Source organism: Clostridium chromiireducens (assembly GCF_003575225.1).
Classification (GTDB): Bacteria; Bacillota; Clostridia; order Clostridiales; family Clostridiaceae; genus Clostridium; species Clostridium chromiireducens.
Genome location: NZ_QXDJ01000001.1, coordinates 1,153,749 through 1,180,332 on the forward strand (window position 1 = coordinate 1,153,749; position 26,584 = coordinate 1,180,332).

General features: G+C 29.8%; 16 protein-coding genes. 5 read left to right on the top strand and 11 right to left on the bottom strand.

The features are described 5' to 3' along the window. Nucleotides 1-93: 93 nt before the first annotated feature. The 3 genes from D2A34_RS04585 to D2A34_RS04595 all read right to left on the bottom strand — a co-directional run bounded on the left by D2A34_RS04585 (nucleotide 94) and on the right by D2A34_RS04595 (nucleotide 4,735). Entirely contained in the window at nucleotides 94-1,296 is a 1,203-nt protein-coding gene (locus D2A34_RS04585) for a cadherin-like beta sandwich domain-containing protein (RefSeq protein ID WP_119365880.1), read from the bottom strand. Nucleotides 1,297-1,463: 167 nt separating this feature from the next. Then, a complete protein-coding gene (locus D2A34_RS04590; RefSeq protein WP_119365881.1) occupies nucleotides 1,464-2,750 on the bottom strand; it encodes an N-acetylmuramoyl-L-alanine amidase family protein in 1,287 nt (428 codons plus the stop codon). A 239-nt stretch (nucleotides 2,751-2,989) separates the two neighbouring features. Continuing rightward, nucleotides 2,990-4,735 (bottom strand): N-acetylmuramoyl-L-alanine amidase family protein, encoded by a 1,746-nt coding sequence (locus tag D2A34_RS04595; RefSeq protein ID WP_119365882.1) that lies wholly within the window; start codon nucleotides 4,733-4,735, stop codon nucleotides 2,990-2,992. Nucleotides 4,736-4,947: 212 nt separating this feature from the next. Between D2A34_RS04595 and D2A34_RS04600 the strand changes: the two genes are divergently transcribed. The 4 genes from D2A34_RS04600 (at nucleotide 4,948) to D2A34_RS04615 (ending at nucleotide 6,196) form a co-directional block, all read left to right on the top strand. Further along, complete coding sequence (locus D2A34_RS04600; protein WP_119365883.1) at nucleotides 4,948-5,226, top strand: hypothetical protein; 279 nt, start codon at nucleotides 4,948-4,950, stop codon at nucleotides 5,224-5,226. A 48-nt stretch (nucleotides 5,227-5,274) separates the two neighbouring features. Beyond that, on the top strand, nucleotides 5,275-5,487 hold the full coding sequence (locus tag D2A34_RS04605; RefSeq protein WP_079441031.1) for a hypothetical protein: 213 nt from the start codon (nucleotides 5,275-5,277) through the stop codon (nucleotides 5,485-5,487). Nucleotides 5,488-5,523: 36 nt separating this feature from the next. Beyond that, on the top strand, nucleotides 5,524-5,766 hold the full coding sequence (locus D2A34_RS04610; protein ID WP_119365884.1) for a hypothetical protein: 243 nt from the start codon (nucleotides 5,524-5,526) through the stop codon (nucleotides 5,764-5,766). A 169-nt stretch (nucleotides 5,767-5,935) separates the two neighbouring features. Further along, nucleotides 5,936-6,196: a hypothetical protein gene (locus tag D2A34_RS04615; protein WP_119365885.1), complete on the top strand. Its 261-nt coding sequence runs from the start codon at nucleotides 5,936-5,938 to the stop codon at nucleotides 6,194-6,196. A gap of 348 nt (nucleotides 6,197-6,544) precedes the next feature. On the opposite strand, the gene D2A34_RS04620 is transcribed toward D2A34_RS04615, so the two are convergent. The 6 genes from D2A34_RS04620 to dapA all read right to left on the bottom strand — a co-directional run bounded on the left by D2A34_RS04620 (nucleotide 6,545) and on the right by dapA (nucleotide 23,238). Continuing rightward, nucleotides 6,545-8,311 carry an MBL fold metallo-hydrolase gene (locus D2A34_RS04620; protein WP_119365886.1) on the bottom strand — a complete coding sequence of 589 codons (1,767 nt, stop codon included), beginning with the start codon at nucleotides 8,309-8,311 and terminating at the stop codon, nucleotides 6,545-6,547. Between the two features lie 204 nt (nucleotides 8,312-8,515). Continuing rightward, a complete protein-coding gene (locus tag D2A34_RS04625) occupies nucleotides 8,516-9,379 on the bottom strand; it encodes a YitT family protein (RefSeq protein ID WP_119365887.1) in 864 nt (287 codons plus the stop codon). 429 nt (nucleotides 9,380-9,808) lie between these two features. Then, the gene (locus D2A34_RS04630) at nucleotides 9,809-19,042 is read right to left on the bottom strand and encodes a glycoside hydrolase family 94 protein (protein WP_119365888.1); all 9,234 of its coding nucleotides are present in this window, start codon (nucleotides 19,040-19,042) and stop codon (nucleotides 9,809-9,811) included. A gap of 675 nt (nucleotides 19,043-19,717) precedes the next feature. Continuing rightward, a complete protein-coding gene (locus tag D2A34_RS04635; RefSeq protein ID WP_079438049.1) occupies nucleotides 19,718-21,004 on the bottom strand; it encodes a M18 family aminopeptidase in 1,287 nt (428 codons plus the stop codon). Between the two features lie 158 nt (nucleotides 21,005-21,162). Further along, a complete protein-coding gene (locus D2A34_RS04640) occupies nucleotides 21,163-22,080 on the bottom strand; it encodes a phage replisome organizer N-terminal domain-containing protein (RefSeq protein WP_119365889.1) in 918 nt (305 codons plus the stop codon). 285 nt (nucleotides 22,081-22,365) lie between these two features. Then, nucleotides 22,366-23,238: a 4-hydroxy-tetrahydrodipicolinate synthase gene (dapA, locus tag D2A34_RS04645; protein ID WP_207669011.1), complete on the bottom strand. Its 873-nt coding sequence runs from the start codon at nucleotides 23,236-23,238 to the stop codon at nucleotides 22,366-22,368. Between the two features lie 374 nt (nucleotides 23,239-23,612). Between dapA and D2A34_RS04650 the strand changes: the two genes are divergently transcribed. Beyond that, nucleotides 23,613-24,788 (top strand): cation diffusion facilitator family transporter, encoded by a 1,176-nt coding sequence (locus tag D2A34_RS04650; RefSeq protein WP_119365891.1) that lies wholly within the window; start codon nucleotides 23,613-23,615, stop codon nucleotides 24,786-24,788. Between the two features lie 219 nt (nucleotides 24,789-25,007). Here the strand turns inward: D2A34_RS04650 and D2A34_RS04655 are convergent, their stop codons facing one another. Together D2A34_RS04655 and D2A34_RS04660 are read right to left on the bottom strand one after the other, a co-directional pair. Further along, a complete protein-coding gene (locus D2A34_RS04655) occupies nucleotides 25,008-25,730 on the bottom strand; it encodes an amino acid ABC transporter ATP-binding protein (protein ID WP_079438045.1) in 723 nt (240 codons plus the stop codon). Beyond that, on the bottom strand, nucleotides 25,717-26,376 hold the full coding sequence (locus D2A34_RS04660) for an amino acid ABC transporter permease (RefSeq protein ID WP_079438044.1): 660 nt from the start codon (nucleotides 26,374-26,376) through the stop codon (nucleotides 25,717-25,719). The genes D2A34_RS04655 and D2A34_RS04660 overlap by 14 nt, the downstream gene beginning before the upstream one ends. Between the last annotated feature and the right edge of the window lie 208 nt (nucleotides 26,377-26,584).

Sequence of the window (26,584 nt, forward strand, 5' to 3'; positions counted from 1 at the left end):
TTGTTACTATTATATTTTAGAAATTTTTAAATATTATAAACTTGTTTAATTAAATAAGGAGAACACTTAATAAAGTGTTCTCCTATAATAAATTTATCCAATCCAAGCTCCACTAGAACCTAATTTGTATCCATTAATTGTAGTATTAAAAGCCATTGATCCATCAGCATATAGGTAATAATATTTACTACCATCTATTATCCAACCTGTTTTCATACCTCCATCAGCACCCAAGTAATACCATTTTCCATTATTACTTAACCAACCCGTAGCCATACTTCCATCAGCTTGTAGGAAATAGTTTTGATTATAATTTCTATCATAGAACCAATTATTTTTTACTGGATTTCCTGTTGCATCATTATATTGCCATCTTCCATTTACAAGCACCCATTGACTAGCTTTAACTGTAGATACATCAGAAGCATTATTGGGCGTTGAAGTTGCAGTATTGCCTGAAGTAGTTGTAGAAGTACCTCCTCTATTTATCTTTAATGTATATACTCTCTCATTACTATCGTCATCTTCAATTTTTACTTCAATCTCATTTTCACCTTTATCTAAGTCAACTGTTTTTTTATACTTATCACCATCATCTACTTCATCACCATCAATAGTAACTGTATAATCTTCATCTTCTGGTACAGCCTTTATCGTTGCTTCATCTATATCACTAGCAACATTATAAGTATATGTAACCTTTGATTCTGATAAAGAAACACTTTCACTATTTATACTAAGTTTATCTAAATAAATATTATCATAATCGTCTGCATTATCATCATCTGAAGTTGAAGAGTCTCCAGTATACTTGATTTTCAAGGTATATTCACTTTCTACATCATCATCTTCTTCAAATTTTATATCAGAATCAGGCTTCGAGTCATATACTCTTACAGTAAGAGTCGTTGTTCCTGATGATAAATCAATATCATTAGTTAAGCTTTTTCCCTTAACAGAATCTGATGTTCCCTTAAATACTTTAACATATTTTGAACTTGGACCATCTATATAAATATGAATAGTTTTAGAAGAAGTTTTGGCAAAATAAGTCTCACCATCATCTATCTCATCTTCATCTACTTTATCTTCATAATCATCACTATCATAAAGCTTTATGATACTTCCACTTGATGTTTTTAATTCCAGACTATCTATAGTTGTGTCATCATTTTCATCATCATCTGATGCATATGCCTTTGTAGTTAATAAATTAACCTTTGAAACTGGTGTAAAGGCTGAAACAGTTCCAATAGCTAATGCTATAGCAATAACTCTTTTTATATTTTTATTCATTTTTATTCCTCCATTTTATCTATTGTCTTAATATACTTAATTTTACCATTTTAATGCAACTTGTCCACTTAAACTTTATTAATTCTTTCTTAATCCATAAACGAATATTAGATCTTTTTGTTTATATATCATATTCAATTATTTCATAATAATTTAAATACTATTTTTTATCTATTCACTACTGTGCCATTAGCCATTTTTCCTGTTGAATCTAAGTAATAAGACTTTCCATCTGCGCCTTCAATCCATCCAGTTTTCATTGCTCCACTGCTATCAAGGTAATACCAATTACCAGACGAATCTTCTAACCAACCCATTTGCATTACTCCACTTTTATTTAAGTAATACCAATTTTTATCTAAGCTTATCCAGCCTATTTGCATTTCTCCATTTTCATTGAAATAATACCAATTATTATTGTTAGATAGCCATCCTGTAGCCATATATCCATCTTCTTTTAAGTAATAGTTTTTTCCTGTATTTTTGTCAAACCACCACTTATTTTTTAAAGCTTCTCCGGTTCCATCTATATACTTCCACTTTCCATTGACTCTTTGCCATGCATTAAATTTGTTAGTGTCAGTTTGGATTGTAAAACTTTGGCCATTTGATGAACTTGTACTTGTTTCAGCAGCTGATGTTGAACTTTTTCCTCTATATATATTTAATGTATAAGTTGCATCATCATCATCATTTTCAATATATATTTTTATAATGTTATTTCCCTTATCTAAGCTTACTGTTTTTTCATAGTCATCATCTTCATCTACGGAGTTATCGTTAATTTCAACTAAATCATCATCATTTTCTGGAGTTGCTTTAACAACTACTTCATCAACATCTTCATCTACACTTAAATTATAGTCAGTTTGTTTCTTTGAAAAACCAATACTTCCATTACTTAAATGAATATTAGCTAAATATGCATGATCAGTATCTTCTTCTACATCAGAATTTACAACTGGCTTTTTCACATGTATCACATAAGTTTTTTCACAATTAGTTACATCACCATTATCATATGCCTTTTTATATGCATCTTCAGTTTTATAAGTTCTTAAATAAACAGTTTCATAACTAGAATCAACATCAATGTATTCACCAACATTTTCACCTTTTTCAGTTTTACCTTCTGAGGTAAATTGCTTAACTACGTATCCACTTCCCTTTACCTCTGCTGATATTTCAAAACCATCAGCACCTGTAAGTTCTACATAATAATCTTTTTGTGTTGTTAATGATTTCTCATCACCATAGTAACTATCACGTAATTCAAGCTCACTTCCTGTACTTCTGGTTATTGTTAATGAACTTAACTCCCCATTACCAGCGCCTTTATAGGTTGATGCATGAGCTTCAACACTTCCAAATATAAAGTTATTACTTGGCAAAACACATGAAATTGCTCCAATCACAAGACTTACAGCAATTATATGTTTAATCTTTTTATGCATAATCTTCCTCCTAGCATATTGTTCTAAATTATATAACATCTTTTATTTATACAAGTTTTAATATATGGATAGTTTTCATATAATTGTATATTCATTATTTATATAATCATGATATCACAATTTAAATTAATTATAAATATATAACTATATTACTATATAAATCTAATAATACTATATACTTCTAAACTTTTTGTTATATAATTATTAACATTTTATAAATCTTTGCATCCTGGAAGATTTTAAATTATTAAAGCTCCATTATTGTTGAATTTATAAGTTTTTTCACCAATTGTTTTAGTTCCTGTTGCCATTGTTCCATCTTCATTTAAATAATATTTTGAATTATAGTCAATTAACCATCCTTTTTGCATTGTTCCGTTTGCATTAAAGAAGTACCACTTACTATTATCAGATAACCAACCTGTCTTCATTGATCCGTCTGCATTTAGATAATATGCCTCTTCAATTTTTGTGGTATTTTGTGGATTTGCATTTGTTTCTGTTGAAGTATTGGCACTACTTTGATTTGTAACTTCTTCTTTATACCAACCTGTCTTCATTGCTCCATCCGTGCCTAGCATATACCACTTTCCGTCTGTATATTGCCACCCCGTAAGCATTGCTCCCTTATTATCCATTAGATACCACTTTTCATTATCTTTAAACCAACCACTTAATCTAAGTCCATTTTTATCTAAGTAACAATATACTTTTTGTTCCTTATCAAACAACCATGAATTCTTTAATATACTTCCATTTTCATCGTAATATTTCCAACCTTCACTGGTTTGAACCCATTGTGATTTTTTACCTGTTGTATCTGTATCGGTATTTTGATTACCTTGGTTGTTCTCAGCTTTACCCCTGTTTACTGTTAATGTATAAGTCCTCTTCTTATCATTTACTTCGTCTTCAACTACTATCTTTATAATATTTTCACCTTTAGTTAAAGACACATTCTTTTCATAGTCATCATTAGACTTAACTTCGTCTCCATTAATTGTAACCAAATATTCTTCATCTTCTGGCGGCGCAGTTACTGTTATCTTACTTACATCTTCATTAAGATTAACTTCATAAGTATTATCATCCTCTGAAAAATCGAGGTCTCCTTCACTTATAGTAAGATCATCTAGGTATATATCATCCTCATTATCTGAAACATCGCCTCTTGTTATATTTAAAGTGTATGTTCTTTGATTATCTTTATTATCCGTAATTTTTATTTTAATTTCGTTTTTACCTTTATCTAAAGATATAGTTTTTCTGTAGTTATCACTGTCATCTACTAGATCTCCATCTATTCTTACTCTATCATCCTCGTTTTCTGGTTTAGCTGTAATCTTTATTTCATCAATAGATGAATCTACCTTAACATCATAAGCAGTTTTTTGCTTTATAAAACTTATGTCACCTTTATTAAGATTAAGGCTGCTTAAATAAATAGAATCCTGATTGCTGTCCTCATAAGAACTTTCTGTAGTTTTCTTCAAGTTTATTGTATATTCCTCTTCACAGATTCTTACATCTTTTTTCTTATCTTTAGCATCCCTGTATGCCGATAAAGATTCATAGGTTCTTATATAAATAGTTGAATTACCTTTTCCAAGTAAAATTTCATCTCCTGGTTTATACGCTGTTGCATCAGCATTATCAGATGTAAATATTTTAACAATGTAATCTCCACCTTTTACATCTGCATCTATTTTAATTCCATCACTATCATCAGTAAGCTTTGTATAGTACTCTTTATCTTCACTTAATTTTACTGTATCTCCGTTATAGCTCTCTCTTAAATCAAGAGTGTCTCCATCTAATGATTTTATTTTTAATGTTTTCAATTCTCCAGTGCTTGGAGAATATGATGCTGCATAAACAGGTTTAGTCATAATATCAAAATTCTCACCTAATGTCATAGACGATACTGTTGAAAATCCATTAATAGTAAGAGTAAGTGCAATTATACGTTTGATATTTTTATTCATAAAATTCCCCCTTGTCCCAATATAATATAATTCTACCATGATTTTTGTCTAAAATCTAAATATTTCATTAATTAAATCTGAATATTCCATGAATTAATATTATTATTTTTTCAAATAATAAAACGTAGCTATTTTTTATTTGAATTATGTTCAAGCTTTTAATAATGCCCATTAATAGCTAAATTTAAACTATTATGTTAGGAGTGATTACTATGAGTAAAGATAAAGCGCCTTATGCTCCAACACCTGGTGATTATGATACTAACAAGTTAACTGATATTCATTCATCAGAATCTGAACCTTCTTCTTATGCTAGAAATATAGGAGGCGGTGCTAATGGACCGCGCTCAAAGAGCAGTTATAATTCCAGCGATAGAAGTATTAAAAAAGAACAAAAATCAGACATTACTGAAAGAATTCCTACAATAATAAAATATTCTAATGTTGTGAACCACGATAGTGATGAACATGAATATCAAGGAGAATACTAAAATTACAAAATCATTTTCAAGCTAAAAATTAATTAAGGAGTGATTATAATGAGTAAAGATAAAAACCCATATGGTCAAGCACAAAACCTTTCTCCTCACGAACAAATACCAGAGGTCCACTCAAAGGAACCTAGTGATTCTGATATAGAGAAATTAAAGAAACTTTATTTACCAAGCTCAAAAGCTGATAATCGTCCAAGTGAAGAAAGCATCGAAAAAGCCAACGACTTAAATTCCTCCAAACCAGATACATTACTATAATTAACCAAATACTTAATAGAGATTGGAGTGATTCTTATGAGTAAAGATAATATCCCCGCAGAACGAGGTATAAAGGATTATGAAAGCATAGCTGATTATAAAGCAGCTAGATTAGAATCTTCTGAAAATGCAACCGTAGATTTTACTACTAATTTAAATGAAAGAAATGCTAAGAGTAAGAGCAACGCAAATATATCAAGAACAAATGTAGATACAGAGCTTATTGACCTTAACGCTGATGGAGATTCTGATGAATCTAAATATGACGATATAATGTAACTCTATCTTAAAAATATATAACCAACCGAAAGGAGAAACATTGTTATTTCTGGTATAGGATATATATTTCAAATTATTAATATGATTTATAGTTGATTCATACTATAAATCACAAGTTTCTTCTTAGAAATTTAACACATACATTATTATTAAGTTAGGAGTGATTATAATGGATAAAGAAAAAGTATCTCTTACTTCTGATGTAAGAGATGATAAGAAGGATGCTTTCGTTAACCCTTATCTACCAAAGATGAGAACTAACTATAGCCCAAGTGATAAAGATGTAGAAAGCGGAACAGGTGTAGATTTCCCAATAAATATGCCAAATCCAGCTACTGACTCAATCGTTGTTAACAATATATCTAACCAAGAATTTGATTATACACAGGATATGCTTTCTGATGAAAATAATGATATAGATAAAGATTAATTATCTATACTTAGTAAAAAATTTATAATAATATAGAAACTTTTTTAAAATTATGAATATATCTTCTAACAATGGTTAGAATAATATTCGTACCCCATAATACTCAAGCACTAAAGTTTATCATTTTAATTTAGTGCTTATTTCCAAAGAAAGCTCCCAATAGACGCAAGATGTTTATTGGGAGCTTTTGTTTTCAATTTATTTATAACCATTTCTTTTATAGAAGTTGTTTAAAATATGCTTTTATTTTAACTTCATATTAATAGGTAATCCTACTCCATAATTAATTTATATATAACTAGAAATAAGGACATGTTTTTATTGTATGTTGCATTAGAATTTAGATATTTATTTTCCGACAGTCCAATTTTCTGGGGTCGCATATATTGAAACTCCATCTTTTGCACTTGTTTCGTATATAGTTACTCCATTTGAAACTAAGTTCTTATAAGCAATACCTTTTGTGCTACCATCTTTATCTCTGCTTATAACTCCCATTATTGGTTTTAAATATCTTACGAAATCTGGTGTAGATGATGTATCATAACCATGGTGAGATACCTTTAGTACATCAATTTGTTTTCCTTGTAGTAAATCACTTTTCCAGAAGTCCTTTTCTGAATTCCATTCCATATCAGCAGCAAATAATGCTTTCAAATCTCCATAATTTAAAAATACTATTGCTGAATTTTCATTAACTCCCCAATAATCTGCTACAATTTGAGGAGTTCCTATTGGACCAAAATTCTTATCCGATTCCACAAATTGTAAAACATTATCTTTATCAATAAATTCACCTTTTTTTGTATTAGTGAATTCTAGATTTTTATCTTTCATCGCTTTTACCGCATCATTATAAACGTTATAATCTATTTTCATCATCTCTACATTGGCTCTATTTTCTTCTGTAACTTCTATATTTGAATACCAATCTTTCATCTTTGCGATTTCAGGCATATAAACTTTTTTTACATTAAAGTTTTCCAAAATTGACGCTAGTCCACCAATATGATCTGAATGTGCATGAGTAATTATTATATAATCAACTACTCCTTTACCATCATCTTTTTTTAAGTTTTGCTCTTTTAAGAAATTAATTACATCTTGTGAACTTTCCGGAGTTCCAGTATCGATTAATGCTGTTTCTCCACTTGGAAGTTTGATAAAAGCACAATCTGCATTTCCAACACTTAGGTATTTTATAAATAAATGTTCTTTGACATCTCCAGGTCCTATGTATTTACCATTATCATCAAATCTTTCTGCTACATTATCTATGATTGCATTTCCAGTTGTAGCGCTACTGTCTGCTTTAATATAATACTTACTACTTCTAGTTTTTACCCATTCATTTACTGACATTGTTCCATCATTTTCTGAATAATAGAGCTTTCCTTGATTGATATAAAAACCTGTTTGGAGAATACCCGTAGCTCCAAAAAAGTACCATTTATCATCTATGTATTTTTTTCCTATAGACATTACACCCTCATCATTAAAGTAATATCTATTTCCATCACCTTTAATCCATCCAGTTTGCATTATTCCGTCTTTATCAAAATAATACCAGCTGTATTTTATGTATTTCCAACCTGTTTGTTTAACTCCTGCTTCATCAAAGTAATACCATGATTTATGAATTTCTTTCCAGCCTGTTACTGCAGAATGATCTTCATCTAAATAGTACTCATTATCATTCTTTTCATTCGGATTTTCATCTTTTTCCTTAAACCAGCCTTTTTCTTTTACTATTCCATCTTTAGTTACATAATATAATTTTCCATTAATATTCTTCCACCCTGAAATATTTTCTGTTAATGGATTCTCTTCTTTTTTAACTGCTGATGAATTTTCAGTTTTACTCACATTCCCACTGCTTTGACTTTGCTCTGAATTATTTGAAGTTGAGTTTGCACTTTTATTATTTGTGGTATTTGTTTTATTATCATTTTGTGTATTAGCTATATTAGTATTAGTTTGATTTTCATTATTACTTATATCCGTACTTGTCTGATTTACTTTATCCTCTGCTCTTACTATAGTTCCCATATAAGACATACATAAAAACAAGATGATTGGAACTACGATTAATATCTTTTTAAAATTATTTCGCATAACCCTGCTGCCTCCTTAATACTCATAAGGAATATTGTACCTCATAAAGAATACTCTTTCAATTTCTACACAATTTATATACTTCCACTTTTCTACATTTAAGTTGTCTAGAATCTATTTTAAGCATTTTTTCTATCTTTCTTAATCAAGTTGGTCTAATTAATTGTAATTTATAGGTTTTGTCAGTTTTTTAACCTATTTAAATTAAATATTTAGGAATCCCTTTCCTCTAACCTCAGAAGTATCTATTATTGTTATAAATGCATTTGGATCAATATGATGCACAGCTGATTTTAGCTCAACCATTTGATGTGAACTCACAATGCAATAAAGCATCTTTTTCTTATCATGAGTATACTCACCTTCAGCAAATAGAGAAGTAATTCCTCTATTTAAGTCTCTTATCACATACTCAATAATCTCCTCTTCCTTTCTAGTTAAAATAAGAAGCAACTTTCTACTATTGAAGCCTTTTAATACTCTATCAAGAACCATACTCTGAATAAACAGAGAAATAATTGTATACAACGCTTGTTGTAGTCCAAATATCACTGCTCCTATAATAACTATGAGTAAGTTAAGAGAAAATCCTAATGTACCTATGTTAAAATTCGAATACTTTTTCCTAATTAACATAGTTATAATATCAGTACCTCCTGTAGAACCATGCCTTAAAAAAACCATTCCGTAACCAATACCACATAAAACTCCACCATATATACAAAAAATTAGTAAATCTCGTTCAATATTAATCAAATATACTAATGATTTTGTTATTATAAGTGATGTCGAAAGACAAAGCATACCTATCGTTGTATAAACAGTAAAGCACCTATCAAGTTTTTTATAGCTCAATATAATTAATGGTATATTAATTATTAGTATACCAATACCAGCAGGAACCTTAAGTGTATACTCTAAAATCAAAGCTATGCCTGTAGCACCACCACTTAGAAGTCTTGCATGTGCCAAAAATAGATTTACTCCCATGGACGCTATCATACATCCTAAAAAAATAAAAAATACATCAACTATGTTACCTCTGTACTTATAATAATACGCTCCCATTTAAATACTCCTTATAATTTGAATATAATTACCAAATATAATTCTATATTCAATCAGCCGTATTTTCAACAAAACTTCTTTTCTTTCTACAATTAGTGTTTGTGATTTCTCAAACAATTATTAATAATTTTATCTATATATTAAAGCGTTGAATACTTGTATAAATAAATATTAATTATTAAAGGATTTCTGTTCATATTTACTAAAATTATCAACTTTATTTACATTTCAAAATATATCTCATACCCGAAAGGAATTGGATTCTTTTGTGCAGTGTTGTGTCTGGAATAAAATTATAGTTCTTTAGAAAAATAAAAAATACAATATACTGGTTAATTTCCAAATGAAATACCAATATATTGTATTAAAATTCAATCTTAATATTTAAAAAATTATTTTTTAAATATTAATTTATCTTTATATATATTATTATTTAATATATACTTGAACATTTAATTTGCCTTTATCTCTTGGAATCAAATTATCCTTAACTGTTTTTCCATCAATAATAACCTCTATGTTATTATTGATATTATTCTTTGCCATATTCGGTATGGTTGGTGCAGCTTGTGCTTCGTTATTAGTTTGATTATTTTGTTCTTTCAATCTCAAGACCTTTATAGTGTAGTCTTCTTTTTCATTTGCAATTCTTATTTCAAATTCATTCCAATCATTTGGTACACAAGGATTTATGCTGTATCCTTTATCTTTAACCCTCTTAAGTCCTAAGATATTTTCTATTCCAACCCTATACATCCATCCTGAAGCTCCTGTATACCAGCTCCAGCCTCCTCTTCCTGAATGAGGTTCTTTTATATAAACATCTGCCGCCATGACATACGGCTCTACTTTATACATCATACATTCTAATTCCGTCTTAGCATGATTAATTGGATTTATCATATTATAGTACTCTAGGGCTTTGTCTCCAAGATTAAGTTTAGTTAAAGCTAAGATTACCCAAACTGCTGCATGAGTATACTGTCCTCCATTTTCTCTTACTCCAGGTACATAGCCTTTTATATATCCTGGTTCTAGCTTAGAGTTATCAAATGGTGGTGCAAGCAATAGTATCATACCCTTATCTTTTTTAACAAGGTTTCTGTCTACTGCCTCCATAGCTTCAACTGCACGTTCTTTTTGGGCGGCTCCCGAGATTATAGCCCAGCTTTGAGATAAAGAGTCTATTTGACATTCTGGATTTTCTCTTGAACCTAGTGGTGTACCATCATCAAAGTATGCTCTTCTATACCAGCCGCCGTCCCAGGCATTCTTTTCTAGATTTTCTCTTATGAATTCTTTTCTTTCTTCATAATGATTTTTTGTTGTTTGGTCCTTTTGCTTTTCTGCTATTTCAATAAAGCTTTCTAGAATTGAATATAAGAACCATCCAAGCCATACGCTTTCTCCTTTTCCTTCGTTACCGACAGTGCTCATACCGTCGTTCCAATCTCCACTACCCATTAAAGGAATATTGTGAATACCAAATTTCAAGCCTCTTTCTATAGCTTTTAAACAATGTTCATATATAGTTCCTTGTTTTGAAGATTGATTTACTATTGTATATCTTTCATCTTCGCCTTCTCTTAATGGTTCGTCTTCAAGATAAGGAGCTGTTGCATTTAGAATCTCATAATCTCCAGTAGCATTAATATATTCAGCAGTTACATAAGGTAACCATAATAAATCATCACTGAATCTAGTTCTTATACCTGAATTTACAACTGGATGCCACCAATGTTGTACATCCCCTTCTACATATTGTCTTGATGCACTTCTCAATATTTGAGCTTTTGGTATCTCAGGATCTGCTACACCAAGAGACATTGAATCTTGAAGCTGATCTCTAAATCCATAAGCGCCTCCACTCTGATAAAATGCACTTCTGCTTAAATATCTACAACTTAAGGTTTGATATAACAACCATCCATTTAATAGATAATCTAATGATTTATCCGGTGTCTTAACTTGTATATTTCCGAGGAAATGTTTCCAATATTGTTTTACATTATCAAATTCTTTTTGAACATTTTCAAAATTACTGTATTTATCTACTACATTCTCTATTTTTTCTCTTTCTTCCTGTCCAAATAGTATAATTAGTTCTTTCTTCTCACCTTTTTTTAATTTAATTTTAGTAGCAGCTGCTAAGCAAGGATCATAAACCCCTCCATTATTATTACTTAAACTACTATGTTTTAATGCCTCTGGGCTAGAAGCTTCCCCACCAATACCTATAAATTCTTTATTATCCCCGGTAAAACTTATATTTTCTCCACCTAAGATAGTTAAGTAAGCATTCAACCTACCAAAATACTCACTATAGGGGTTATGAGCTCCTATAAACTTATTATCACTAAATGAATTTATCTTCGAATTAATGCTCTTATTGTTTAATGATAGCTTATCTTTAGATGTTTCTCCGCTTATATATGTGGATATATATCTTGAGCTCTCATATTCATAAACACCTAATACAAGTTTTGCATAATAGAATAATGAAATATCTCTATCTTCATCACTTAAGTTTTCTAAAGTAACTCTCTGAATTTTTAATTTTTCATCTTTAGGTGCAAATATCTCAAGTTTTCCTTTTATATTATAAGCAGTATGCCTGTATTCAGAATAACCAAAGCTATGCTTTATTAAATAATCTCCACTATCCCTAACAGGTTTTGGTGTTATTGAAAAATAATCTTTGCTGATGTTATCTTTAATATAAAGTGCCTCACTCATAGGATCTCTTATGTAATCATTGCTCCAAGGGGTTATTTTATTTTCTCTAGAGTTTCCACACCAAGTATATCCTGAACCTACTTCTGATATATGAAATCCAAAGTCTTCATTAGAAATAACGTTGATCCACGGTGCTGGAGTATTTTTATAATTAGATAACTTAATTACGTAACTATTATCTACCTTATTAAAACCACCATATCCATTGAAGAAATCTAAGTTATCCACATTAAAGTTTTCATCCATATTGCTATCTTGTTCTTTATTGGATGGATTAAATTTTTCAGATATATCTAAATCTAAGTCAACTAAGCTAGAAATTTCTGAATTATAAATTAACTCTCTTTCTTTTTTACTGTGATTATATTTCTTCTCTGCATCTTTATTATCAGCTTGTTCTTCAGATTGACTTATATTTTTAAGTAAATCATCATCATTTATTACTTCTTCATCATGATCATAAAATTTATAAGGTACATCAATAGAATCTGTGGATTGATCTTTGCTAACAAATTGATCCTCTTCTCCTGGTTCTTCATCCTCTTTGAACATATCTTTAAACCTTGAACTATTTCTTAATGCTATATGTGAATTTAATCCTTCTTCATCTAAATCAATATATGAATTTAATTTTTTCTCAGAATAAACATATGAGCTCAAACTATTATTTTTATCAACATATAATCTTGAAATACCTATTAATAATTTAACAATTTCAAGATTCATGGTCGCTTTATTGTGAATAAAGATTCCACCTGGCTTATTTAGTGAGTTGCTTTCATTAGAAGCTCTTACAGCATCCATTATATTCTTTTGTAGTGGCTCATCATAAGAGACTTCCTCATCATTATATATAATTAAATCTAATTTAACGCCTTTAAGCTTTAAGTAATGATGAAATTTAATCATATTATATGCCAAATTAATTTCTTTTTCATTTTCAATAACAAGCATAATGATAGGTAAATCCCCTGAAATTCCATAAGACCACAAATCTTTTTGATGCTTTGAAATATTCTTTATATATTCCTCTCTATTCCTTCTATTGCTGCTTAAGAAGAATATTGAACTTGCAGCACTTTGAAATGTATTAGCAATAGCGCTTCTTATCCCTACATTTTTAAGTTCGAGCTGTGTACTTATGCTATAATTTCTAAATATCCTGCCAAGCTTGCTGTTATCATCATTTTCTCTACATATTTCTAAAGCCTGTTCTTTCGAATCACACATTCCTGTTATGTAGTATATTTCTCTTTTTGAATCTGGTTCTAGCCTTATCCTTGTTCTTATACTCATTATCGGATCTAGAACAGTTCCTACTGTATTGTCTAGAGCCTTATCATTATCCATAGCTAATGGATTCTTTAAGTCTCTATTTCTGCCTATAAAATTAATTCTAGAGGTTTCATAAGTAATATTTCCTTCTAATTCACCATCAACAACAGCTTTATGGAATATATAAGGAACTTTAGCATTTTTAACTCTTCCTCTTCTGCTGCCTATTAATATATCTTCTTTTTCATCATATTCAGTTTGAACGAACAAATTAGAAAAAGTAGGGTGAACTGCATCAGCACTAAAAGCAGCTAGAGTTATTTCCATATAACTTGTTACTTCAACACTTCTGCCTTTATCCCCTAAATTCTTTAGAGTCAGCTTTCTAACTTCAAAATTATCCTGAGAAGAAATTACAACTTCCATTTTAGTTTCAACATTACCATCTCTTCTAGTAAATTTAGCTTTATCTAAGTTGAATTCTACTTGATACTTATCTCCTGTACTTTTACACGGCTCAAAAGTTGAACTCCAATAATCATTAGAATTAAGATTTTTTATATAAAAGAACATTCCACTATCATCACTTGTAGAACTTCCCTTCCATCTATAGAGCGTAGTATCATTCATCTTAGAATATCCACTTCCGTTCACTGTAATCATAGATGAGTAACTGCCGTTAGATAGTAATAACAGCTGTGGATTATCTTGTTTAACATCTTCAAAGATTCTTGGAATTAATGTTTCTCCTTCAAATGTTCTGCTCTTTATAGAAAAATCTTCATTTCTTTCAAAGACTACATTCTGTGGTATTTTCTCCTTTAGCAAAAGTTCTGTTGCTTTAACTTCAGGCAATTCATGAAATCTATTAACTAAAATATTATTTAATAGCACATTATCTAAAGCCATAAGTGACATTCCTAAGTGGTGAACCATGTAATTTCTTACCATGTTAGGCTTCTGTGGATAACTCTTACTTGCAGAATTCCTATTATTAGCGCTATTTATGTACGTTTCCTCATTATTCTCAGAGTTATCCACAATTTCAACATCATCCACATTATACTTGTTAGCGAAATATCTATTTTTATTCCTTGTGTTATCCACGCTTTTTTTAGAGTTATCCACAAAATCATCGTAATTATCCACATTTTGTGTATAAGTTTTCTCAGTTGTTGAAAAATCACTTTCATTATATCCATTTTCATATATCTCTGTTTCATCTGTAGTTCCATTTTTCGGCAGCTTCATTATATATCTGTCACGTCTCGCCTTGGTATAATCGACAGATTCAATAAATCCATACCTTCCTATTGCTCCTAATTCTTCAAGCCTTTTTAGATTCTTTATACCTGTATTCTTAGCAAATTGAAGTGTCATTAACGTTGAATACGGTGATATTACAAGATCATTTTCAAGTCCTCTTTTAAGTCCAAGGCCTGGTACACCAAATGCTTTATATTGATAATTTTCCGATGCATCAAATTCATAAAAAGCAGATTCTGATATTCCCCAAGGAGTTTTCTTCTGCTTAGCAAAAGCCATTTGTGCTTTTATAACAGACTTATAAGTTTGACTTAATAGGGTTTTAGGATAATTTCTCATCATTAGCGCCGGCATAAAGTACTCAAACATAGTTCCACTCCAAGATACTAGTGAATGAGTACGGAATGCATTAGTCATTGCCCTTCCCAGTTTAAACCAGTGAGAAGATGGTACATCATTTTTAGCAATTGAAACAAAGGATGCTATCCTTGATTCTGATGCTAGTAAATCATAGTAAGACTCCCCAAGGGATTTTTCTTCTACATTATATCCGATTGAAAATAATCCTCTATTCTTATCATAAAGAAAATTAAAATCCATCTCTTCTGAAATTGAATTAATTTCATTAATTATATTATCTATTTTACCTAGATAGGTTTTAAACTCTTTGATTTTTTGTCCTAAAGTATTTTCGAAATTATCCCCATTTTTTCTTTTGTAATCTTCACACTTGTGGATTATTTCTTTTAAATTAGGGACCCCTTCAAAAAATTCCGCACTATATAACTTATCTATGCCACCAAAAACGAAATTATAATAATTAATCTTTTTCTTAATTTCATTTACAAGCTTATCAACCCAATATTTGGTCTCTGGATTATTTAAGTCTATTAAATTATTATTTACTGAATTATTATCCTTCAACTCAGATAATTCTAACAACTTACCTATTTGTTCATTATCTTTTAATGACTCAAATTTAAATAATACTTCATTTAAAACTTTTAAATATTCTCCAATACCAATATGCGAAGAGTATTTAAGTCTAACCGCAGGATCTTCATCTTCAATTATTTTATAAATATCATTAAGCGATATGACCTCTTTTGTTCTTATTACCTTGCTAGTTTTAAGTTCCTCCATAGCCTGTTTCAATATCCATAAATTCCCCAAAAGATTTCCACTATCGACAGCTGATACATATCTAGGCCAGAGAGGTTCCTTGGTTCTTGTATCATACCAATTTAAAAAATGACCATTCACTTTTTCTAAGGTCTTCATATTATTTAATATAAGCTCACTTCTATCTATAAATTCTGTCATTGTTATATAACCCAAGTCATATGCAACAATACTTGAAGTTATCCCCATTCCTATATTAGTTGGAGAAGTTCTATATGCAACTCCTTTAAAAGGCTTTTCTTGATAATTATCTGGAGCTAGATAATTATTTTCTTCATTAACAAAATCTTCGTAATAAGCATATATACGTCTAGATATCTTTCTTAAATAATTCTTTTCTTCATTTTTCAAAGTAATCTGGTTACCTTCTGGAAGCTTTATACTTATACAGTAAGCCATATAAGGACTTACTATCCAAAGTGCGGCCACTACTAAATTATAAGTGATAACCCCAATATTGCTATAAAAAGACAAAAAAAGTACTAGAATCCCCATTATTGGAGAAATCCACATTCTTTTTAGATAAGCCCTAAAGTCATTTTTAGAGTTCTTTTCTACTGATTCAGCTGATTGCCATTCCAAAAGATTTCTTTTAGAAAAAATTACTCTAAATAAAGTGATAGCTATAGCATCAAGCATTAAAAAAGCTTGATAAGGTATAAAACTTATTATCAATACTATTTGTTCAAAATTCTTAAATGTTCCCATTAATCTATTTTTAGGTGTTACAACAAAATCTGTAACCGTAAATACTAATGGAATTACTAGAGCTAAAAATGCAAGAAGTGCAATTTGATTTCTTCCAGTTAAAATGGTCAATGATAAAATGAGTGCTAAAAGTATATTAGGTGCTAATAAACTTCTTCTTAAATTATCAAATATCTTCCACTTGTATAGCGAACTTAATTTATTACTAAATAGCCACCCAATTAACTGCCAATCTCCCCTAACCCATCTATGTAGTCTTTTGCAGCTTGACTCGTAAAATCCTGGATATCCATCAATAAATTCCACATCAGTTAGTAAACCGCACCTTGCAAGACCACCCTCAAGAAGGTCATGGCTTAATATTTTATCATCTTCTATTGAAGTATGTAAAACTTTATAAAACTCATCTATGCTAACTATTCCTTTACCAGTAAATGTTCCTTCTCCAAATAAATCTTGATAAGTATCTGAGTAAGCTACTGAATAACCGTCAACTCCTCCTTCACCGCCAAAAATTCTCGAAAAGAAGGTTTGATTTTTAGCTTCCAGGCTTATGCTTACTTTAGGCTGCATTACTCCATAACCTCTAGTAACTCTGCTTCCTTTAATATAAGGAGTATTGAGTACATGACTCATAGCACCTACAAGCTTAAATACACTTTCTTTAGGCATAAAGGTATCTTCATCTAAAGTTACCAGATATTTAACATCATTAAGTACTTTAAAATCTGAACTGAATACATTATATGTATGATCATTACTATTTCTAATAAGAGCCATGAATTCCATGAGCTTTCCACGTTTTCTCTCTTTAGCCATAAATATGTTTTGCTTTTTATTATAAAGTCTTTTTCTACTGAAAAAGAAAAATCTATTAGAACTTTCACCATCTGTGCTGCTATTGACTTCATTTGTAAAATCCTTTGAGTACTTTTCATTTAATGCCCTAGCACATTCAATTCCACATCGAATTATTTCAGCATCACCTTTTTCGGTTTCATACTTACTATCGCAAAAATCACTTAGCAATGCAAAATATAAATTTCTATCTTTATTTCCACAGTAGGCCACTTCTAGTTTCTTCATAAGATCTTTTACTTTTTCTTTAGAATTCACTATGGCTGGAATTACAACTACTGTTTTTTGCTTACTAGGAAGCCCCTGACTAAAATTTAATTTAGGAACCACTTTAATATCCACAACTTTACTTACGGTATAGTTAGTCAAACCTATTATAATTTCGTTTATAGGAATTAGCATAACTAAGAATGAAATTATGTATTGAGCTCTAGTATATCGCACGCCTAATAAACTTCCAACAAACAAAATAAGAAAACTTAACAATAGTGTTCCAAATATATTTAAGGCTACATATGTATTTTCAGAGATTGTAGATTTTATATTTACACCGTATTCTTTTAACTTATTTATACCATTATCTATTAGGTAATATCCTATATGACACTTAAATCTTTCTTCCTTATTATTTTTACAGTTTTGTGCAATGCTCAGAATATTGTTTGCTAGGCCAATTTCGTTAATTCCACTGGTCTTAGCCAACTCCTCAAGTTTATGCCTATAATAATCCTTAGTTGCAAAATCCATACTATTATATACATCCTCAGGATCCTTTTTTAATATCTGTTCAACTAAAGATGTGCTTTCAAAAAATTTACGCCAGCTTATTCCCTCAATTTTTCTTATTGAAGTTATATAATCTCCTATATTCCGTTCTAGTACTTCTTCCCTTAAATCACTTTTGATTTTATTATTATCTAAATCTATTTTCCATTTTGTCTCTATTAGATTATTTACTCTTTCATCATCTATTGAATTGTCTCTTAAAACACTAAAGAACTCCCTCAAAAACAAATCACTAACATTTCCACATTCAGCAACTATATCGTCAATTACATTGTCATATTCATTATTATTAATAGCATCTATAATATTTTCAGCTACATCTTTTCCTTTTATGATTTCTTTTTGAATACTAACGAGTTCATCTGTATATTTAGATAAATTTATTATGATTGATATTTTAAGCATTAACGGAAATGCCCATAATTCGCCCATAGTAAACGCGGCTTCCTTATTATCTGAATTTAACTCATCTCCCTGAAGCCCGTTTATATAAGATATCAACTTATCGCAATTTATTGTATTCTTATCATTTATATAATCCTTAGCTATAGCAAATATACGCGGAACCTGCTCTTCATCATCATTTCTTTCATTACCGGATCTATTATAATTACTTTCACCTACAGAAGATAGTCCTTTAAAATAATCTATAGGCATCTCAACTTTTATTGCTTTATACTCTTTTTCAATTAAATATATATTATCAAGAAGCCATTCAGACGCTCCAAGTACTTTGTAACCATCTTTAGATAACTTACTAAAATACTTAAAGTTATCATGGATGCAAGAAAATCCCTCTGCAAGCTCTTTTAAAACATTCTTTCTCACTCCATAAGAATTATTTCCTTTCAAGTAAAAAACTCCCTTCTCCATACAACATAAAAAACAATTGCTCAATGAAGATATTTTTACCAAAACTTTAAAAACTATTCTATATAATATAAAAATACTTGCTATCTTATAATACTTTAAGTTTACTGATAGATAACCGAAAGAGACTATATGTGTTTGCTTCGGTTCTTTGAAGATTTTGCTGGGTGATTCTAAGAATCACAGCCAGCAAAATCTTCTAATGAACACTGCTCAAAAACATATAGTCTCTTTCTAGATTAGCAGTAAACTTCAAGTGATGTATATTCTAGCAATATTTTTATATTTGAGTTGTTCGAATACCATACAGACAATTTCAAGAAACTTAACAATTTTATAAAACCTAAAATAAAAAGGTAAATCCATTTCTTACTAAATTTCAACTATCATTACTAGTTTTAAATAATATTCATATTTTGATATATATTTAATCAGAAAGAGAATATACTCTTTTACGCAGTGTTGCATTTAAAATAAAACTACAAGTATTTCTTCAGTAAGAGTTGTTCCATTCCTGCTTGTTATTAGCTTGCCTAAGGAACAAGCAGGAATAGTGCAACTTTTGTACTGTTAGAAATCCGTAGTTATATTTTCTGGCAATCGAGTAACAGAGTATATTCTCTTTCGGTAAGTTATTATTCAAATTCAAGAATAAATTTAGTTAAAGAATTCAGTAAATGCTTTAATTGTATATTCATTATCCTTTACAGTCGCTAATTCTCTTATTGAATGCATACTTAATAATGGGGCACCCATATCTATTACTGGTATATTCAACTTTGATGCTGTAATAGGACCAATAGTTGTTCCTCCCCTTAAATCAGATCTATTTACAAACACTTGACATGGAACTTCAGCTTTTTCACAGATTCCTTTAAAGACTGCACTTGCATAACTATCTGTTGAATAACTTCCTCCTGCTGCTATTTTAAGAACAGGACCCATTCCTAACATCGGTTTATTTGTAGGATCACATTTTTCTGTATAATTTGGGTGTATTGCATGGGCTAAATCTGCTGAAATCATTATTGAATTACTTAATGCTCTTTTAAAATCTTCTCTATCTTTTTCAAGGCCTAAAGTTATTCTCTCTAAAATATTTTCTAAAATTGATGAATTGGCACCTTGAGATGTTAAACTTCCTATTTCCTCGTTATCTAAAGCTACTAACACTTTAGTTGCTTTAATTTGATTGCTGCTTATTAAAGCTTTTAATCCTGCAAATACCATCCATAAGTCATCCAGTCTTCCGCATGATATAAATTCATCATTCAGACCAATTAGCATACCTTCTGCATACTCGTACAAAAATAAATCAAAGTCTAATATATCGCTAGAATCTACCTTTAAAGTTTCTGCTATTAAGTTAATTAAATAATTATCCTTTTCTAACTTATCTTCAACTAATGCAAGCATTGGTAAGGTGTCTTTTTGCTTATTATATTCATATCCCTCATTTACGCTTCTATTCATATGTATTGCTAAATTAGGAATAATTAAAATTGGCTTGTTTACATCTAATAATTCAACCTTTGGATTGAATGGATTTTCCCCCTTTAAGGTTACTCTTCCCGCTATGCTTAAAGGTCTGTCAAACCAAGTACTTAGTATTGGACCACCATAGACCTCAGTATTTAACTTAACGTAATGTCCTTCAACCTTCATTTCTGGATTTGGCTTTATTCTAAATCCAGGCGAGTCAGTATGTGCTCCTATTAATCTGAATCCATCTTTTTCAATATCACCATTTCCTATTTCAAAGGCAATTAATGCAGAGTCGTTTTTTATAATATAGTGTTTTCCACCCTTCTTTAACTCCCATTTATCTTCTTCTTTAATCTCTGTATAACCTTGCTTATCTAAGATATCTTTAATTTCATAAGTACTTTGAAAAGCAGTCTTACCCTTATTTATAAAATCTAATAATTCTTGCGCGTTATTCATATAGTTATTATCTCTCCCTACATAAATTAAATTTTTCATATAAAATATTAAACAATATTGAATTCACTTTTAATATTATATACCTTTTTAGAAAATAATGCATACTTTCTATGTTTGCTTCTCTAAAAAATTTTATATTATTTTAATTAAGCTAATGATTACATACTAAATGCCATAACTACCTTTTCGCCTTCACCTAAAGGTATATCTCCTGAATGAAATTCCACTATTTCTTCCTCATCTTGATTGAAATTAATCTCATTGACATTACCTTTATCCTTAGATTTTCCTCTGCTTTTATTCTTCTTCTTTCTCTTTTGTAAGGATGTTGGAATGCTTGAATGTACATTATTTTCATTGATGTTTTTATTATTTAGAGTATTCATGTTAATGTTTATAATTTCATTATCACTGATTTTCTCAGTTCTTATCATATTATCATTATTTATGTGTGCTTCATTCAGCATACTATTTGTAACTATAAACTCAGAATTTATGCCAACAGGATTTTCTCTATATTCATTAAAATTATTACTATTATTCTCATCATCGTCATTATTTATTGCTTCTCTAGAAATTACTATATTCTTTTCTTCGATTTCAGAAGTTTTATTCTTAATAATTTCATCAATACTTTTATACTTACTAGTCTTTGAATCAATGATCATTAGATTTTCTTTAAGATTCTCTTCATTCTCATCAGAGCCCTTTTCTTTTTCCACAATATCTTTTTCTTTAACTTTCTCATTTACTTTAATATTTTGATGTTTTGCAAAGTTTTTTACTTTATAAATATTATCTTCAGTAAATTCAAGCATTTCTAAGTCTATTAATACTTCTAAAACTAATTTTACTTGTATAGCCTCTCTATTAAATTCTATAGCTAAAGTCTCTAGTGTATATGGAATATTTCTAGATAAAAATAACTCCCCTTTTAAATTTACCTTTCCAGCTAAAGCAATAAGCCTAATCCAAATATAGTGAATAAGATCCCTTTCATTCATTCTATCTATTATTTTAGATTTAGTATCTTCATACATATCAACTCTTAATTTAACAATTTTTCTTTCTTTCATTTTTCAACACACTCCCATATAAATTAATATTCTATATAGGATATATGATTTAAATTTAATATTTACATAGTTTTTCTAAAACTTTTTATATTTTTAAAGAAATATTTTATTCGTTCTTATTTTAAAGTGTGAATACATCTAAATTTTAGTTCAGATACAATATACAAAATATTTTAGTTCAAAAAAGAACGCTTAATTTTATAACATCAAAGCGTCCTTTTTTAATAAATATTAATTCTATTGTTCTAAAACATAATTTTCAACTTATTTATCTATGCAATAAATCTATATAAGCTCATTTTTAGAAAGTTGTTCTTTTAATATTTCTAAATTCTTACCTTCCATAGGGAATAATGGCATTCTAAGCGGTCCAACATTATATCCCATAAGCCCCAACGCTGTTTTTACTGGAATTGGATTCACTTCTATAAATAATGTGTTAATAAGATCTAAGTATTTTGTTTGAAGTTCACAGCTTTCTTCAACTTTACCTTCAAAATATAAGCTACAAATATCATGAGCTTCCTTAGGCATAATATTTGATAAAACTGAAATAACACCTTTTCCTCCAAGAGATAAGATAGGAAGTATTTGGTCATCATTTCCAGAATAAATATTAAGTTCATCGCCGCAAAGAGCTTTTATTTTTGCAATAGCTGAAAGATCTCCACTTGCTTCTTTGGTAGCAACTATGCGCGGATGCTTAGCCAATTCAGCATATGTTTCAGGTGATATATTAACTCCTGTTCTTGATGGTACATTATATAAAATAATCGGAATATTAACTCTGTCTGCAATATAATTATAGTGTTTGATTAAACCACTCTGAGTAGCTTTGTTATAGTATGGTGTAACTAGTAAAAGTGCATCAGCACCAACATTCTCAGCATACTTTGATAATTCTACTGCATAAATAGTATCATTAGAACCTGTACCTGCAATAACAGGAACTCTTTTATTTACATACTCAACTGTAAATTTAATAACTTCCTTATGCTCTTCATCAGTCATAGTTGAAGATTCACCTGTAGTTCCTGCAATTACGATTGCATCGCTTCCATTCTCTATATTAAAGTCAATTAACTTTTTTAATTCAGAGAAATTAATTCCATCTTCTGTAAAAGGTGTAACAATTGCGACTGCCGCACCAGTAAATATAATATCCTTCATAAAACTGCCCCCTTGAATATTTTCTATATAATTATAACACAGTCAGCTAAGACTATAAACTTAGAATATACATAAAATGAATAAAATATATATTAATAAACTCCAGAAATACTCTATTACATAAAAAAATGCTCCTACTCTAAAGTTTTTTCAACATATAATTACAATATCAAAATTATTAAATATGCATTTATATATAATAAATATACATACTTCATCAAAATTAAAATATTAAATGAATATAGAAATATAGTACAGCATAAAATAGATTCACGTAACTTGTTATTTTTTCTAATATGCCTTAATATAATGATTATATTCCTTTTTGGTAATTATTGATATAGAAGATTGGAGTGTCTTAAATGTTTTTTAATTTTATTGTTCACAGATTTATAAAGGATAATTCTAACGTTAAAGATGATAAAGTTAGAAATGCCTATGGTGTAATTGGAGGAATAGTTGGAATATTACTGAATGTAATTTTATTTATTATAAAACTTTCTGTTGGAATTATTGTTTCAAGTATAGCTATTATGGCTGATGCTTTTAATAACCTTTCTGATGCCGCCTCTTCTTTAATTACTATTTTAGGTTTTAAACTTTCAAATAAGCCAGCAGATAGAGAGCATCCCTTCGGTCATGGAAGAATTGAGTATCTTTCTGCTCTAATTGTAGCTTTCATGGTAATGTTAGTTGGAATTCAATTTATTAAATCATCCTTCGAAAGAATTGTAAATCCAACTCCTGTTACTTTTGAACTAGTTCCTTTTTTATTACTTTTTGTATCAATCTTTTTTAAAGTTTGGCTTTCAAGGTTTAATAAGTTTATGGGTGAAAAAATTAATTCTGCTGCATTAAAAGCATCATCTACAGATGCCTTAGGTGATGTATTTACTTCCACTTGTGTTGTAATATCATTTTTAGCAGCCAAGTTCACTACCTTTCCAATTGACGCTTATATCGGAATGATTGTAGCACTATTTATAGTTTACTCTGGTTTTAATCTAGTCAAAGATACTATAAACCCTCTTTTAGGTGAGGCACCAGATGATGAACTCGTTAATTCTATTACAGAAATGGTAACCTCTTATGATAACATACTTGGTACGCACGATCTAATTATTCACAATTATGGCCCTGGTAAATGCATGGCGTCAATTCATGCTGAAATACCAAGTGACATCAGCGTTGTAGCTATTCATGAAATTATAGATAAAGCTGAAAGAGAAATTTCAAAAGCCCTTAGAATCTATTTAGTAATACATATTGACCCTATATGCGTTATTGAAGGCGAAGTTAAATCAGCATACGACGAAATTCTATCTATAATAAAGAAATATGATTACATCGATTCAATACATGACTTTAGAGTAGTAGGTGAAGGTGAGGTTAAAAATTTAATTTTTGATGTGGTTATAGAACCATCAAAGGTATCCCCTATATCCGATGATGAACTTGCAAAGTTAATATCTGATGGCGTAAAAAAATATCATCCATCCTATAACTGCGTAATTACTGTAGATAAGCATTACACTTAAAGTGAAGTGATAAACAACCGAAATGGAATAGGCATGTGAAAATAAGCTGAAAAAACACTTAATGGCAGGTTGTTCCGTTTTTTGCTTGTCCTGATAAAATCAGGAGCAAGCAGAAGCGGGTGCATCCTGCCATTTAGTGTTTTCCATCGAAATTTTCACTAGTCCTATGGAATAAACATGTATCCAATTTCGGTTGATATATGAATAATTCTAAAGTATCTATAGAACCTTAGATAAAAAGTCTATTGTACGTGGGTTTTTTGGATTTTTGAATACTTCGTCTGGTGTTCCTTGTTCTACGATTTTTCCACCATCCATAAATAGTATTCTATCTCCAACTTCTCTTGCAAAGCCCATTTCGTGAGTTACAACGACCATCGTCATTCCTTCTTTTGCAAGATCTTTCATAACAGTTAAAACTTCTCCAACCATTTCAGGGTCTAATGCCGATGTTGGCTCATCAAATAACATAACATCTGGCTGCATAGCTAATGCTCTAGCTATCGCAATTCTTTGCTTTTGCCCACCTGATAACGAAGCTGGATAAGCATCTATTTTATCTACTAATCCTACTTTTTCTAATAAAGATACTGTAATCTTCTTAGCTTCATCTTTTGACATTCCTTTTACTTTCATAGGAGCTAAGCATATATTTTCACATACAGTTTTATGAGGAAATAAATTAAAATGTTGGAATACCATCCCCATTTTTTCTCTCATTTTATCTATATTAGTTGCTTTTGATGTTATATCTTTACCTTCAAAAGTAATTTGTCCTGATGTAGGAGTTTCTAATAAATTAAGGCATCTTAGAAATGTACTCTTTCCTGAACCAGATGGTCCAATTACAACAACAACTTCACCTTTCTTTAAATGCTCATCTATTCCTCTTAAAACTTCATTCTTTCCGAAACTTTTATGTAAATCTTTAACGTATATCACTTGCTTTAAGCCTCCTCTCAACATAACCCAATCCTCTTGTCAAAGTGAAAGTTAAAATAAAGTAAATTACTGCCGCAACTATTACTGGTTCTAAACCTAAAGCTGTATTTCCTCTTACTATGCCGGCATTATACATAAGCTCTGCAACTCCAATTACAGAAACCATTGAAGATTCTTTTATAACTGAAATAAACTCATTACCAAGGGCAGGTAAGATATTCTTAAATGCTTGAGGTATTACAACATGAAACATTGCTAAACTTTGATTCATTCCTAGACTTCTAGCAGCTTCCATTTGACCCTTATCAACTGCTTCAATACCGGCTCTTATTATCTCAGATATATAGGCTGCTGAATTTAATGATAAGGCCACTGCACCTACAGTCATGTCAGGCATGTCTATACCAATTAACTTAGGCAAACCTATATATATTATATATATTTGAACCAGAAGCGGAGTACCTCTTACAAATTCTACATAAGCTGTTGCTATATAACTAATTGGCTTAATTTTTGAACGTCTTAAAAGTGTTAATCCAAGCCCCAAAATTGTCCCAAATAACACTGCAAAAAATGCTAATACGATTGTTATCTCTGCACCCTTTAAATAATATTCAGAGTATTTTCCCAAAAATGAAAAATTCAATATTTTCCCTCCTAATCCTAAATTCTTTATCAATAATTTTGCTAATAGCGATTATACCAATTTTTAATTATACGTTATGAACTAATTTTTATCAACTGTTGTTAATTTCCAATTATAAGTATTTACTGCTTTAATGTTTACTCAAAAAAATAACAAGTTATTATGTTAGTATATTTTGCATCATACCTTATCTTTATGTCGCACAGCA

Bases quoted from the DNA above. Each gene is read 5' to 3' on its own strand.
- D2A34_RS04590 (WP_119365881.1), bottom strand. From the start codon at position 2,750: ATGCATAAAAAGATTAAACATATAATTGCTGTAAGTCTTGTGATTGGA.
- D2A34_RS04600 (WP_119365883.1), top strand. From the start codon at position 4,948: ATGAGTAAAGATAAAGCGCCTTATGCTCCAACACCTGGTGATTATGAT.
- D2A34_RS04625 (WP_119365887.1), bottom strand. From the start codon at position 9,379: ATGGGAGCGTATTATTATAAGTACAGAGGTAACATAGTTGATGTATTT.
- D2A34_RS04640 (WP_119365889.1), bottom strand. From the start codon at position 22,080: ATGAAAGAAAGAAAAATTGTTAAATTAAGAGTTGATATGTATGAAGAT.
- D2A34_RS04595 (WP_119365882.1), bottom strand. From the start codon at position 4,735: ATGAATAAAAATATCAAACGTATAATTGCACTTACTCTTACTATTAAT.
- D2A34_RS04610 (WP_119365884.1), top strand. From the start codon at position 5,524: ATGAGTAAAGATAATATCCCCGCAGAACGAGGTATAAAGGATTATGAA.
- D2A34_RS04615 (WP_119365885.1), top strand. From the start codon at position 5,936: ATGGATAAAGAAAAAGTATCTCTTACTTCTGATGTAAGAGATGATAAG.
- D2A34_RS04585 (WP_119365880.1), bottom strand. From the start codon at position 1,296: ATGAATAAAAATATAAAAAGAGTTATTGCTATAGCATTAGCTATTGGA.
- D2A34_RS04650 (WP_119365891.1), top strand. From the start codon at position 23,613: ATGTTTTTTAATTTTATTGTTCACAGATTTATAAAGGATAATTCTAAC.
- D2A34_RS04605 (WP_079441031.1), top strand. From the start codon at position 5,275: ATGAGTAAAGATAAAAACCCATATGGTCAAGCACAAAACCTTTCTCCT.
- D2A34_RS04620 (WP_119365886.1), bottom strand. From the start codon at position 8,311: ATGCGAAATAATTTTAAAAAGATATTAATCGTAGTTCCAATCATCTTG.
- D2A34_RS04635 (WP_079438049.1), bottom strand. From the start codon at position 21,004: ATGAATAACGCGCAAGAATTATTAGATTTTATAAATAAGGGTAAGACT.